General features: G+C 62.2%; 12 protein-coding genes. 9 read left to right on the top strand and 3 right to left on the bottom strand.

Annotation, left to right across the window (positions count from 1 at the left end):
* Positions 1-51: 51 nt before the first annotated feature.
* Positions 52-1,095 carry a selenide, water dikinase SelD gene (gene selD, locus GQF02_RS02030; protein WP_407924820.1) on the bottom strand — a complete coding sequence of 348 codons (1,044 nt, stop codon included), beginning with the start codon at positions 1,093-1,095 and terminating at the stop codon, positions 52-54.
* Positions 1,096-1,113: 18 nt separating this feature from the next.
* Between selD and mnmH the strand changes: the two genes are divergently transcribed.
* The gene (mnmH, locus tag GQF02_RS02025; protein ID WP_160794455.1) at positions 1,114-2,157 is read left to right on the top strand and encodes a tRNA 2-selenouridine(34) synthase MnmH; all 1,044 of its coding nucleotides are present in this window, start codon (positions 1,114-1,116) and stop codon (positions 2,155-2,157) included.
* Positions 2,154-4,133 carry a bifunctional tRNA (5-methylaminomethyl-2-thiouridine)(34)-methyltransferase MnmD/FAD-dependent 5-carboxymethylaminomethyl-2-thiouridine(34) oxidoreductase MnmC gene (mnmC, locus tag GQF02_RS02020; RefSeq protein ID WP_160794453.1) on the top strand — a complete coding sequence of 660 codons (1,980 nt, stop codon included), beginning with the start codon at positions 2,154-2,156 and terminating at the stop codon, positions 4,131-4,133. The genes mnmH and mnmC overlap by 4 nt, the downstream gene beginning before the upstream one ends.
* 81 nt (positions 4,134-4,214) lie before the next feature.
* Here mnmC and GQF02_RS02015 read toward each other — a convergent pair whose 3' ends face one another.
* Together GQF02_RS02015 and GQF02_RS02010 are read right to left on the bottom strand one after the other, a co-directional pair.
* A complete protein-coding gene (locus GQF02_RS02015) occupies positions 4,215-6,101 on the bottom strand; it encodes a methyl-accepting chemotaxis protein (protein ID WP_160794451.1) in 1,887 nt (628 codons plus the stop codon).
* 132 nt (positions 6,102-6,233) lie between these two features.
* Complete coding sequence (locus GQF02_RS02010) at positions 6,234-6,656, bottom strand: acyl-CoA thioesterase (RefSeq protein ID WP_160794449.1); 423 nt, start codon at positions 6,654-6,656, stop codon at positions 6,234-6,236.
* Positions 6,657-6,814: 158 nt separating this feature from the next.
* Here GQF02_RS02010 and GQF02_RS02005 point away from each other — a divergent pair, with 158 nt between their 5' ends.
* From GQF02_RS02005 to GQF02_RS01975, 7 genes are all read left to right on the top strand, one after another.
* Positions 6,815-7,375, top strand: a complete 561-nt coding sequence (locus GQF02_RS02005) for an isochorismatase family protein (RefSeq protein WP_124734224.1) — start codon at positions 6,815-6,817, stop codon at positions 7,373-7,375.
* A gap of 31 nt (positions 7,376-7,406) precedes the next feature.
* Entirely contained in the window at positions 7,407-8,297 is an 891-nt protein-coding gene (locus GQF02_RS02000) for an EamA family transporter (protein WP_124734223.1), read from the top strand.
* Complete coding sequence (locus tag GQF02_RS01995) at positions 8,294-9,223, top strand: GlxA family transcriptional regulator (RefSeq protein ID WP_160794447.1); 930 nt, start codon at positions 8,294-8,296, stop codon at positions 9,221-9,223. Before GQF02_RS02000 ends, GQF02_RS01995 begins: the two co-directional genes overlap by 4 nt.
* 76 nt (positions 9,224-9,299) lie before the next feature.
* On the top strand, positions 9,300-10,226 hold the full coding sequence (locus GQF02_RS01990) for an alpha/beta hydrolase family protein (RefSeq protein WP_124734221.1): 927 nt from the start codon (positions 9,300-9,302) through the stop codon (positions 10,224-10,226).
* 69 nt (positions 10,227-10,295) lie between these two features.
* Positions 10,296-10,925: a 2OG-Fe(II) oxygenase gene (locus GQF02_RS01985; RefSeq protein ID WP_160794445.1), complete on the top strand. Its 630-nt coding sequence runs from the start codon at positions 10,296-10,298 to the stop codon at positions 10,923-10,925.
* Positions 10,926-11,019: 94 nt separating this feature from the next.
* Positions 11,020-12,126 carry a chorismate synthase gene (gene aroC / locus GQF02_RS01980; protein WP_160794443.1) on the top strand — a complete coding sequence of 369 codons (1,107 nt, stop codon included), beginning with the start codon at positions 11,020-11,022 and terminating at the stop codon, positions 12,124-12,126.
* 23 nt (positions 12,127-12,149) lie between these two features.
* Positions 12,150-13,505, top strand: coding sequence for an EAL and HDOD domain-containing protein (locus GQF02_RS01975; protein ID WP_160794441.1), 1,356 nt, complete (start codon positions 12,150-12,152; stop codon positions 13,503-13,505).
* The last annotated feature ends 2 nt before the right edge of the window (positions 13,506-13,507 follow it).

Genomic DNA, 13,507 nt, shown 5'->3' with positions numbered 1-13,507 from the left:
CTCTGTTTGAGCGGGCGGGTTATGGCCTGCGGCCTCACCCACCCTGCTGCGTTAAATCACGCTGACCCGCGCATCGCCGGCTTGCAGCTTGCCAATCACCGAGGCGTAGCCAAAGCCCGCTTCGCGGAACATGGCCAGCACGGCGTCGGCTTTTTCCGGCGCAACGGCCGCCAGCAAGCCACCGCTGGTTTGCGGGTCGACCAGCAGCCGGCGCTTCCACTGTGCCAAACCCTCGGCAAAATCGACATCATGGCCGAAGCTGGCCTGATTGCGCTCAATCGCGCCGGGGCCGATGCCGGCTTCGGCAAACGGGCGCGCTTCAGTAATGACCGGCACCTTGTCGAATTCGACCTCGGCCGCAAGCTTGGCACCGCGACAGACTTCCAGCAGGTGGCCCATCAGGCCAAAACCGGTCACGTCGGTCAGCGCATGCACCTCAGGCAAGGCGGCCAGCTTGGCGCCCACCGTATTGAGCTGGGTCGTCGAGGCGATCAGTGCCGCATAGCCGGCCTCGTCCAGTTCGCCGCGCTTCATCGCCTGCGCCAGAATGCCGACTCCCAGCCCCTTGCCCAGAATCAGTACATCGCCCTCTTGGGCGTCGTCGTTACGCTTGAGCTGGTCGGGGTGCACGATGCCCATGGCCACCAGACCATAAATAGGCTCGGGCGCATCGATGGAGTGGCCGCCGGCAATCGGGATACCGGCTGCGTGGCACACCGACTCACCGCCGGCGAGGATGTCGCGTATGGTTTCTACCGGCAACACGTTCACCGGCATGCCTACAATCGCCAGCGCCATGATGGGAGTCGCGCCCATGGCGTAGATGTCGGAAATCGCGTTGGTTGCAGCAATCCGGCCAAAATCGAAGGCATCGTCCACAATGGGCATGAAGAAGTCGGTAGTGGCGACCAGCGCCTGCGACTCGTTCAGTTTGTATACCGCTGCGTCGTCAGCCGTTTCGGTGCCGACCAGCAAATTAGGGAAGACCATCTTCTCGCGGGTACTGGCGAGTATGGTTTCGAGCACTGACGGCGCGATTTTGCAACCGCAACCACCGCCGTGAGACAATTGGGTCAATCTGATTACGGACACGATAAAGTCCTTCCAAATACTATGCTTTTCAAGCCCGCGACCGTAGCACAACTGGGGCAATTTGACGAGGTGATCGACGTGCGGTCCCCTGCCGAATTTGCCGAAGACCACATCCCCGGCGCCATCAATTGCCCGGTGCTGGATGACGCGCAACGCCACGAAGTCGGCACGCTGTACAAGCAGGTGTCGCCGTTTGAAGCACGCAAGGTCGGCGCGGCCTTGGTGTCGCGCAATATCGCGCTGGCGCTGGAAGAACAGTTCGCCGACAAGCCGCGCAACTGGCGGCCGCTGATTTATTGCTGGCGCGGCGGACAGCGCTCCGGCGCCATGGCGACCGTGTTCGCACAGGTCGGCTGGCCGGTTTACCAGCTGCAAGGCGGCTATAAGGCCTATCGCCACGAAGTGCTGGCGCAGCTGGAAAACCTGCCATCCACGCTGGACTTGCGCGTGGTGTGCGGACCAACCGGGTCGGGCAAGAGCCGGCTGCTGGATGCGCTGGCACACGCCGGCCATCAGGTGCTGGATCTGGAAGGGCTGGCCAACCATAGAGGCTCGGTCCTGGGCAAGCTGCCAGGCTCGCCGCAACCCAGCCAGAAATCATTCGACTCGCAACTGCTGGCCGCCATGCGCAAGCTGGATTTTTCCCGCCCGGTATTTATCGAGTCGGAAAGCAAGAAAGTCGGCCAGGTCACCCTGCCCTTGTCGCTGTTCGAGCGCATGCACCAGAGCCCTTGCCTGCTGGTGGATGTACCGCTGGCAGAGCGCGTGCGTTTCTTGCTGGAAGACTACGATTTTTATGTGTCCGACCCGGAAAGCCTGATCAAGCAACTGGGCTTTCTCAAGGCGGTGCACTCCAAGGAGCAGCTGGGGCACTGGTCGGCGCTGATCCGTAGCGGTGAATTCGGCCTGCTGGTCGGCGAGCTGCTGACCTTGCATTACGACCCGCTCTATCTGCGCTCGATGGACCGCCATTACACCCATCTGGCGCAAGCGCAAAAAATCGCGCTGCCTTCGCTCGCGCCCGATGTGCTGGCCGGCGTCGCCGCCACGCTGCAAGCGGCATGACGGCCGCGCCACTTCACGCCCGTCTTGAGTGGCAGGACGGGCAACCCTCGTCGCTGGACTATGGCGATGTGTACTTCTCGCGCGACAGCGGGCTGCATGAAACACGCCATGTGTTTCTGGCCGGCAACCGTCTGGCCGAGCGCTTTGCCGCACTGCCGCAGCAGGCACACTTTACTGTGGGCGAAACCGGCTTTGGCACCGGCCTCAACTTTCTGTGTGCCTGGCAGCTCTTCAAGGCCTGTGCACCCGCCGGCGCACGGCTGGATTTTGTCAGCACCGAGAAACACCCGCTTAGCCATGCCGACCTTAGCCGTGCACTGCAAGCCTGGCCTGAACTTGCCAGCGAAGCAGCGGCGCTGCTTGCGCTGTATCACGGCATGGAAACCGGACACCAGCGCCTGTTGCTGGATGGCGGGCGTGTCAGCCTGAGCCTGCTCATCGGCGATGCGCTGGACACCCTGCCCGAGCTGGATACTCGCGTCGATGCCTGGTTTCTCGACGGCTTTTCCCCGTCGAAAAATCCGGACATGTGGCAGTTGCCGCTATTCGAACAGCTTGCACGCCTGTCCGCACCCGACGCCACGCTGGCAACCTTTACCTGCGCCGGCTTTGTGCGCCGCGGCCTGAGCGCTGCTGGCTTTGCCGTCAAGAAAGTACCGGGCTTTGGCAGCAAACGGGAAATGACCGTGGGCACGCGCCTTGCCGCCGGCACCTTGCCCTGGCAAGCACCCTGGCTATCCCGCCCGCCCCAGACGGGTGGCCGGCGCGCCATCGTGATTGGCGCTGGCATTGCCGGTGCCAGCGCCGCCGCCAGCCTCGCCCGGCGCGGCTTTAGCGTGACGGTACTGGAGCGCCACGCGGTGCCCGCACAAGAAGCCTCGGGCAATCCGCAAGGCGTGCTTTACCTCAAACTGTCGGCCCACCTTACCCCGCAAACCCGGCTATTGCTCGCCGGCTACGGCTATAACCTGCGCACGCTTTATGCCTGCCAGCAAAAAGGCACAGACTGGGATGATTGCGGCGTACTGCAACTGGCACACGACGACGCCACGCGCAAACGTCAGGCGCAACTGGCAGCGGCCTTTCCCGCAAGCTTGCTGCATCCGGTCTCAGCCGCTGCAGCCGGCGTACTCGCCGGTTTGCCGCTTAACCAAGATGGGCTTTTTTTCCCCGAAGGCGGCTGGATCAAGCCGCCACGGCTGGTTGCGGCCTTGCTGGCTACTCCGGGCGTGAGCTGCCGCTATGGCGCCGCAGTGCAGAGCCTGGACAGAACGGACAAGGGCTGGCAGGCAGAACTGGCGGACGGCGGGAGCTGCAGCGCGGATATGGTAGTCATCGCCTGCGCCAATGCCAGCGCCCTGTTTACACAAAGCGCACACCTGCCGCTCAAGCCGATACGCGGTCAGGTGTCGGTAGCCGCAGCCACCGGGGCGAGCCGGCAACTGAAAACCGTGCTGTGCGGTGAAGGCTATATCGCACCGGCGGCTGATGATGCCCACACCTTTGGTGCCAGCTTCAATTTCGAACGCAGCGACAGCGAAGTCTCGGCCGATGAGCACACGGGCAATCTGGCCATGCTCGCCGAGCTGAGCCCGGCGCTCTATCAGGCGCTGGATGGCGACACACTCTCGCCGGCCACCTTGGGCGGGCGCGCCGCCTTGCGCGCGACCACGCCCGACTACCTGCCGCTGGTCGGCATGCTTGCCGACCAGGACGCGTTTGAAGCGGCCTACGCCGACCTGGGACGCGATGCCAGCCTCAAGCTGACGACACCGATGCCTTGGCTGGATGGCCTGTATATCAGCAGCGGCCATGGTTCGCGCGGCATGGTCAGCGCGCCGCTGGCGGGCGAGCTGATTGCCAGCCTCGCCTGCGGCGAAACGCTGCCACTGCCCAAGCCGGTAGTCGATGCGCTGTCGCCCAACCGTTTCTTGCTGCGCGCACGCATCCGCGCAGCCAAGGGCCGTCAATCTTGAAAGCAAGCGCTGCCACACGGCATGCAAAAAGCCCGTCAGACCCAGCCTGACGGGCTTTTTTGCGGCTATAGCCTGTTGGTTTTACAGCCTGAAGCGGGCAAACGCGGCTTCCATCGCCTGCACCAGCTGCGCCAGTTGCAGCAGCGTCGCACGCGCCTGCTGCAAGTCGGTATCGGAATGGACGATACGGCCGTTGATCGATTCGGTACTTTGCGCCATCGCCGTCGTCGCATTGTGCTGCTCGCTGGTCGACAGCGCGATGCCGCCGATGCGCTCCATCACCTGGCTCATGGTGCCGGTAATCTGCTGCATGCGCTCGCGTGCGCCCTGCGTCAGCTCCACACTGTCGCCAACCGAGCGCGAGGTCTGCTGCATGCTGCCGACCGCCTGGCCGGTCTCGGCGAGTATGGTCTGGATCATGCTGCGGATTTCCACCGTCGCCCGCACCGTGCGTTCGGCCAGCTTGCGTACCTCGTCCGCCACCACCGCGAAGCCGCGCCCCTGCTCGCCGGCACGCGCCGCCTCGATCGCCGCATTCAGCGCCAGCAGATTGGTCTGATCGGCGATATCGCTGATCACGCCGGTGATCTTGGAAATCTCCTGCGAACGCAGCTCCAGCGAGCCCAGCAAACGGGCCAGGTCGCCAACCGACTGGCTGGTCTGCGCCATTTTGTCGCTGATATGCAGCATGTCGGCGGCACCGGCGTCGGCCGCCTGTCCTGATACGCGGGCCAGCTCGTCGGTTTCGCGGGTCGCCTCGGCAATATGCGCGATGCTCACGCTCACCTCCTCGATGGCGGCAGCATTGGCACTGGAGATATCGGCCAGCGCATGCGAGTCAGCGGCTACCTTGTCCACCATTGCCCCCACCTGCACCACGCCCTGCCCCAGCGCCACGGCCTCGCCCTGCAATTCACGGAACATGCCGTTCAGGCGCGACACAAACTGGTTGAATGCCTGCGCGGTCTGCGCCACCTCGTCATCGCCGGCCACCTCGATGCGGCGGGTCAGGTCACCCTCGCCCGCCGAAATCTCGCGCATCGCATCGCGCACCCGGAACAGGCCCAGCAACAAACGCCCCAGATAGACCGAGCACAGCAGCAACACCAGCGCACACACCAGCACCACAGCGCCGACGATCATCAGCAGCATGCGATGCAGCGGCGCATCGATTTCAGCCTGGTCCATGGCGACGCCCAGCACCCAGTCGCTGCCGGCGACCGGTTTGAGCTCGACCAGAAAGTCCTTGCCGCCGATCTCCATTGCGCGTGGCTGCAAGGATGCTGCCATCGCGGCTATCGTCGTGCCATCCAGCGCCGGGATCACTTCGGCAATCGGCTTGAGTGCCGTGCCGTCTTTCGGATAGGCGATGACCTTGCCATCCTTCATCATCAGGAACACATGGCCTTGCCCTTCCATCTCGACTGCCAGAATGGACTGCACCAACTGCTCGATCAGGATGTCGCCACCCACAACCAAAGGCTGTCCTTTGACACTGTCGGCGATAGTGATGACCAGTTGCCCTCTGGTTTCCGGCTCGGAGTCCGGATACGGCTCGGTCACGATGATGCCGTTTTGCGATTTTGACTGCTGAAACCATGGCCGCTGCGACGGACGGTACTCTGCACTGGGCTTGGGACGGCCAGGCACCGAGTACTGCATATCCTCGGTTGCGCCATTACCTGCATAGATGATGCTGAAACCACCGGATTCAGCCAACTGTTTGAGGTAGTAGCTGACCTGAGGGTCTGCCGCGCGCTCAAGGCTGCTGCTGATGATTTTTTTGCGTACCCCCAGCCACTCGGACACATACTGCGCCTGGGCATGGGTCACCTGCTGCATCTCGCGCAAGGCTTCCTGCTTGGCGTTACGCATCAGGTTAAAACAGACAATCAGGGTAATACTCAGTGCGACAAACAGCATGGCTGCTGCCGTCAACAGAGTCAGCTTGCTACGTAGGGAACGCATGAAATTTTCCCGCCAGATAAACGAATGGCGTGAATTTTAACAAACTCTTATATAATAAATGAAAATAAAATATAGTTGCTATTTAACCTACCCGTTCTCTATTGGATCAAGATGGCGGCTTTCCTTCCGCCATCAAACTGGGTTTGCCGCCCCAGCCATGTCGCGTAGAGCCTGCGGAATCGGCACGCTCTTGCCCGCGCGGTAATCCACCCACACCAGCGTCACCTCACCGACTGCGTACACTGTCGTGCGATCCTCGCCACAAAAGAAACGGTGGCGCAGCTTCAGGCTGCTACGCCCCAGATGCTCAAGCTCAATGGTGATATGCAAGGTGGCCGGATAGCTGATTTCACGCTTGAAATGGCAGGCGGTATGCGCGATGACCGGGCCGATGCCATCCGGCGTAATCGGGAAGCCTGCCTCCTCCAGCCAGTCGATACGGATCTGCTCCAGATAGCGGAAGTACACCGCGTTGTTAAGGTGGCCGATGGCGTCCATATCGCCCCAGCGCATCACAATGCTTTTTTCACTCAAAACCGGATAATGCTTTTCCATTCCCACCCCCATGATTAATGCAAAAAGGGTAGCGTAAATACACGCCTCTGACCATGCATCCTGTCCGGATCTGCCCCCCTCTCTGTCCATAAACGGCATCACGCCTGTCTTTGCCCATGCGGCATCATGGCACGACACCCCAAACAAGGAGCCCTGCCATGTCGCCACGCTGCGCGCTGATCGTGATTGATGTTCAACAGTCTTTTTTACATCGACCCTATTGGGATGAGTGCGCCTTGCCCGCCTTTCGCGACAAGCTGCTCGCCCTGATTGCCGGGTGCCGTGCGCAAGGCGTGCCCGTGGTGCATATCCTGCACGAAGATGGCGACGGGCCGTTTGCCGCTGCCTCGGGGCTGGTGCGCCTCATGGACTGGCTGCCGGACAATGCCGACGCCACCTTTACCAAGCATGTACACAATGCACTCACAGACAGCGGCTTGCGCGAATGGCTGCAACAGCACGCCATCACACGGCTGATTATTGCCGGCATCCGTACCGAGCAGTGCTGCGAAACCACCGCCCGCGTGGCCTCTGACTTAGGCTATGCCGTCGATTTCGTCAGCGAAGCCACCCTGACTTTTGCCATGACGCACCCGCGTAGCGGGCGCACTTACACGGCCAGGGAAGTGCGTGAGCACACCGAGCTGGTACTGGCCGGACGCTTTGCGACCTTGCACAGCGTCGCAAGCTGCCTTGCCACGCTGCCCGCACAAAACTGATGGCATAATCGGAAACTAACCGGAGCCGCCCATGCCTTTTACCGACCGATTGATCGCACTGGCCATCGTTGCCGTGTGGGGTTTCAACTTCGTGGTCATCAAGTGGGGCGTCGCCGGCGTGCCGCCCTTTTTGCTGGGTGCGCTGCGCTTTGCCTGCGCCGCCAGCGTCGGCTTGCTGTTCGTGCGCCGCCCCAAGCTGCCGTGGCGCGCGCTGGCGGCATACGGGCTGACAGTCGGCTTTGGCCAGTTCGCCTTCCTGTTTTCCGCGATCAAGGCCGGTATGCCGGCGTCGCTCGCCTCCATCGTGCTGCAAAGCCAGGCCTTTTTCACCTTGCTTTTGGGCGCGCTATGGCTGGGCGAGCGCTTCAGCGCGGCACAGCTGGCCGGTCTGGTCGTCGGCAGCGGCGGCCTGCTGCTGATCGGCCTGAGCAGCGGCCAGTCGCTGCCACTTTCCGGGCTGCTGCTGACGCTGGCCGGCGCAGTGTGCTGGGCGACGTCGAATCTGGTGGTACGGCGTATTGTCAGTCACGGCAGCGCGCCGGATATGCTGTCGCTGGTGGTGTATTCCAGCCTGATGCCCATCCTGCCCTTTCTTGCCATGTGGGCACTGTTCGAGGCCCCCACTACCGACTGGTCGGCGGTACTGACTCTCAAAAGTGCGGCGGCGGTCGCCTATCTGGCGCTGGTCGCCACCCTGTTCGGCTATGGCCAGTGGAGCCGGCTGCTGTCGCGCCACTCGGCCAATGTGGTTGCGCCTTATAGCCTGCTGGTACCGTTTTTCGGTGTATTGTCGGCCAGCCTGTTTCTGGGCGAGCGCCTGAGCAGCTTGCAACTGGCAGGCGGTGCGCTGTTGGTTGTCGGGCTGGCCATCGGCAGCCTGGGGCAGCGCCTGCTGGCCCGACTGCGCGGGGTGAACACATGAATGAGGTCTTTTTCATCCTGACGCCGAACTATCTGGCGCTGGATCACGCAGGCCCGGCCGAAGCCATGCGTATCGCCATCGATGAAGGTGCGCGGCTGCGGCTGCATACCGTAGGGCCGGCGGCCGAATGCGTCAGCTCCTTGGGGCTGGTCAGCCACGTCGCGCCCCTGCCTGAAAAACTGCCAAAGCACGCGTTGCTGGTGCTGGTCGGCACCGTTGACGAAGACCGCGATTACAGCACAGCGCCGGCGCAACAACTGGTCGCGTGGCTAGCGCAAAGCGTACGCGCCGACACCCGCATCGCCTGCATCTGCTCGGGCGCGCTACTGGCCGCGATGGCAGGGCTGCTCAACGGGCGGCGCTGCACCACCCATCACGCTTTGACCAGCAAGCTTGCGGCTCTCGCCCCCGGCGCACGGGTCGAACAGGACCGCATTTTTGTCGAAGACGGCCCAATCGCCACCTCGGCGGGCATCACAGCCGGCATCGATCTGGCGCTATGGCTGATCGAACAGCAGGCCGGCGCAGCGCTCGCAGCCCGCGTCGCACGGCGCATGGTGGTCTACGCACGGCGCGATGGCACGGCTGCCCAGCTGTCGCCATTTATGGCACACCGCAACCACCTCAACCCGGCACTGCACAAGGCGCAGGATCTGATTGCGGCCGACCCCGCCCAGCACTGGACACTGTCGAATCTGGCCGAACGCGTCCATATCAGCGAGCGCCATCTGTGCCGGCTATTTCGCACCCATACCGCCAGCAGCGTGGTTGCCTACCGTCAGGCACTGCAAATAGAAGTTGCCCGCGACCGGCTCGCCCTCGGTGCGACCGTGGAGACAGCAGCTGAAGCAGCCGGATTTGGCTCGGCGCGTACCCTGCGCCGGGTATGGAAGCAAATCGTTGGCGGCACGCCTGCCAAGCGATAGCGTTCGCCTCCAATACAAGGGCATGGTTCAATCATGCGTTTGAACCATGCCCGCCCACGGGCGTATGGACGCGATCATGCCCTACCACGAACAAAGCCTGTATCTGCCGGTATCCGGTGGCGATACCCTGCACCTGCGCCGCATCCGCCACGCCACACGCGACGATGGTGCGCCGGTGCTGCTGTTGCACGGGGTGATGGGCAACGGCCGCATTTTCTATAGCGACTCGGGCAAGGGGCTGGCGCCGTGGCTGGCGGCGCAAGGCTACGACTGCTTCGTGCTCGACTTGCGCGGGCGCGGCCAGAGCACGCCCAAAATCAGCCGTGCCAGCCGCCATGGCCAGACCGAGACCATTACCCAGGATCTGCCGGCAGCATTCGAGCTGATCCGCCGCCTGCGCCCGGACCGTCCCATGCACTGGCTCGCCCACTCCTGGGGCGGCGTGCATATGACCAGCTGCCTGGTGCGCTACCCAGCACTGCTTGCCCATATAGAAAGCGTGGTCTACTTCGGCAGCAAGCGCAGCGTGCATGTGAAAAACCTCAGCAAGCTGATCGAAGTCGACCTGATGTGGAATCTGGCCTCGCGTCTGATCATCCGCACTTGCGGCTATCTGCCGGCCAGACGCATAGGCCTGGGCGCGGACAATGAAAGCGACAAGAGCCATCTGCACAGCAAACTGTGGGCCAAGGTGGCACCGTGGGTCGATGCCGATGACGGCTTCGACTATCGCACTGCGGCCCAAAGCGTGACGCTGCCACCGACGCTCTATCTGGCCGCCATGCGCGACCCGTGCCGTGGCCATGTCGATGATGTCCGGCGTTTTCGCGCCGAATCCGGCCCCCACTTCTCGCGCGTTCATCTGCTGGCGCAAAAAACCGGCCATCGCCACGATTACGATCACGTCAGCCTGCTCACCCACCCCGACGCCATGACCGACCACTTCCCCATGGTGGCTGACTGGCTAAGCGGCTGCCGCCAGGATATTACAGAGAACATTTGATTCAACTGCTTCACCTTATATGCAATACCGTGGTAATAAATAGCACCGATATTGATAACAAGGTGCAGCATGGATTTGCCTGTCAAACAAGATGCAGGTCATGAGCTATCCGCTATCGCCGAACAACTGGCCGAACAAGGCTGGTGCACGGTACACAATCTGTTCTCGCCGGCAGATATCCGCGCCCTGCGCAGCGCCTGCCTGAGCGAATGGGAAGACGGCCGCTTTCATCAGGCTGCCATCGGGCGCGGCCTGAACGCAGCACGGCGCAGCGAAATCCGCTCCGACTCGGTGCTGTGGCTGGACGAATCTGATGCGTCGCCCGCCGTCAGCCATTACTTCACCACGATGCAGCGCCTGCGTAGTGCAGTGAACCGCGAACTCTATCTGGGCCTGGCTGAGCTGGAAGCGCACTTTGCCGTCTATCCCGCCGGCAGCTTCTACCAGAAGCATCTGGATCGTTTCCGCGACGACGACACCCGCACCTTAAGTGCGGTGCTGTATCTGAACCAGGACTGGCCCGAGGCATCCGGCGGCCAGCTCAGGCTTTATCTTGACCCCGACTGCCAGACATATAGGGATATTCGGCCCGAGGCCGGCACGCTGGTGCTTTTTCTGTCCGACCGCTTCTGGCACGAAGTGCTGCCGGCAACACAACAGCGCCTGTCCATTACCGGCTGGTTTCGCCGCCGCTCATGACAATGCAATCTGCGATCGGCGCACGCCATGGTAGAATTGTGCGCAATAAACTGGCTGGCGCACCGCGCGCTGCGGCAAAAAACAGGGGAAATGCATGTCCGGCAATAGCATGGGGTTGTTGTTTACCGTCACGTCTTTCGGCGAAAGCCATGGCCCGGCCATAGGCTGTATCGTCGACGGCTGCCCGCCCGGACTCGCCATCAGCGAGGCGGACATCCAGCAGGAACTGGACCGGCGCAAGCCCGGCACCAGCCGCCATGTGACCCAGCGCCGCGAGCCTGACCAGGTCGAGATCCTGTCCGGCGTATTCGAAGGCAAGACCACCGGCACGCCGATCGCGCTATTGATCCGCAACACCGACCAGCGCAGCAAAGATTACGGCAATATCGCCGACACCTTCCGCCCCGGGCACGCCGACTATAGCTACTGGCACAAGTACGGCGTGCGCGATCCACGCGGTGGCGGACGTTCCAGCGCGCGCGAAACCGCGGTACGCGTCGCCGCCGGCGCCATCGCCAAGAAATGGCTACACGAAAAATTCGGCATCGTGATCCGCGGCCATATGACGCAGATCGGCGACATCGTCATCCCGTTCAAAGACTGGGAGACCACCGCGAACAACCCCTTCTTCGCCGCCGACGACAGCGTAGTACCGGCGCTGGAAGCCTATATGGACAGCATCCGCAAATCGCTGGATTCGGTCGGCGCACGCCTGCGCGTGGTGGCGGAAAATGTACCGGTAGGCTGGGGCGAGCCGGTTTATGACCGGCTGGACGCCGATATCGCCTGGGCGATGATGAATATCAACGCGGTCAAGGGCGTGGAAATCGGCGCAGGCTTTGGCAGCGTGACGCAAAAAGGCTCGGAGCACAGCGACGAGCTCACCCCCGACGGCTTTGCCAGCAACCACGCCGGCGGTATCTTGGGCGGCATTTCGACCGGACAGAACATCGAAGTCAGCCTTGCCATCAAGCCTACATCCAGCATCGCGCAAAGCCGCCATTCGATAGACAAGGCAGGCAACGCCATCCTGATGGAAACCCACGGCCGGCACGACCCGTGCGTCGGCATTCGCGCCACCCCGATTGCCGAAGCCATGCTGGCGCTGACCCTGATCGATCACGCGCTGCGCCATCGCGCCCAGTGCATGGACGTACAGGTCGATACGCCGCGCATTGCCGGCCCGGCCCGCTCCATTTAAACAAAGCCTGCACCGAGTACATCATGCTGAAATCCCTGTTTTCCGGTTTCCGCACCAAAACGCCAGATGCACCCGCTGCATCAGCCGGTGCAGACATGACGGCATCCCCCCTCCCCGCCTCGCTCGGGGTCGTCACCCATCAGCCGGTTTACGATGCCCGGCAGAACCTGGTTGCCAATGAGTTTTTGCTCAGCCATGCCATGCGCACAGGCTCGGCACGAACCAAAGAGCCAGGGCAGTTCGACCGGCTGATGCTGAGCACGCTGCTCAATCTGAATGTTTTCGGCCAGTTGTCGCGCCGCGCAGCCATCATCCATCTGTCGTCGCTGACCTCGCTCGCTGCGCCCGAGCTGGCCGGCCTGCCAGCCGAACGCATTATCCTGTTTCTGCGCCCCGCTCCCGGCGAAACACTGACGGCCGAGGTCTTGCAGCAACTGCTTGTTCTCAAGGAACAAGGCTACCGCCTGGCACTGGGCACCGACACGCTGTACCGGCAGCAAGATACGCCACGCAATCACCCCTTGCTGGCGCAGTGCGATTTTATCGTGGTTGATTTTTCCTCTTCGACCGAAGGCGTCCTGGCTCCATTACTAAACCCGACGCTGCCCCATATTGTTGCTTACGCACGCAATATCGCCTCATACGAGGACTACGAAACCTGCCGCCATCGCGGCGGCCATCGTTTTGCCCTGTTTCATGGCCCGTTTATGGCTCAGAGCCAGCCAGACCAGACCCAAGGGCAAACCAGCCCGAGCCAGCTGCGCGTGATGGAAATCATGCGCCTGCTGCGCAGCGACGCCCCTATCAGCGAACTGAATACCCAGTTCAAGCTCGACTCAACCTTGCTGTTCAAGCTGCTGCGTTTTATCAACTCTTCCGCCAACGGTATCGCGCGCAAAATCGTCACGCTGGATGAAACGCTGTTGCTGCTGGGACGAGAGACCTTATTCAAGTGGCTGACACTCTTGCTGTTCAATTCACACAAGGACAACGGACGCAGTCAGGCCCTGCTGGAGCAGTCGCTGTCGCGTGCCCGCTTTATGGAAAGCCTGGGCTATGCGCGCGGTGGCAATAAGGTCGAGAGTGAGCACCTGTTTCTGACCGGTATGTTTTCCATGCTGGGCGCACTACTGAAGCAACCACTGGAACAGGCGATTGCGCCATTGGAGCTCCCCACGACCGTCGTGCAAGCCCTGCTGGAGGGACGTGGCCTGTTCGCGCCCTATCTTGCACTGGCGCAGGCAATGGAAAACCATAACAGCCAGGAGATAGACCGACTCAGTCAGATGCTGGGCATCCCGCTGGAGCAGGTCAACAGTCTGGGTATGCAAGCCATGCAGTGGGCCGAAAATATAAGCTGCACCGACGCTAGCCATTAAAC

Source organism: Craterilacuibacter sinensis (genome assembly GCF_009831765.1).
Lineage (GTDB): Bacteria > Pseudomonadota > Gammaproteobacteria > Burkholderiales > Chromobacteriaceae > Craterilacuibacter > Craterilacuibacter sinensis.
The sequence above is the reverse complement of the archived record's forward strand: the minus strand, read 5'-3'. Positions and strand labels throughout refer to the sequence as shown.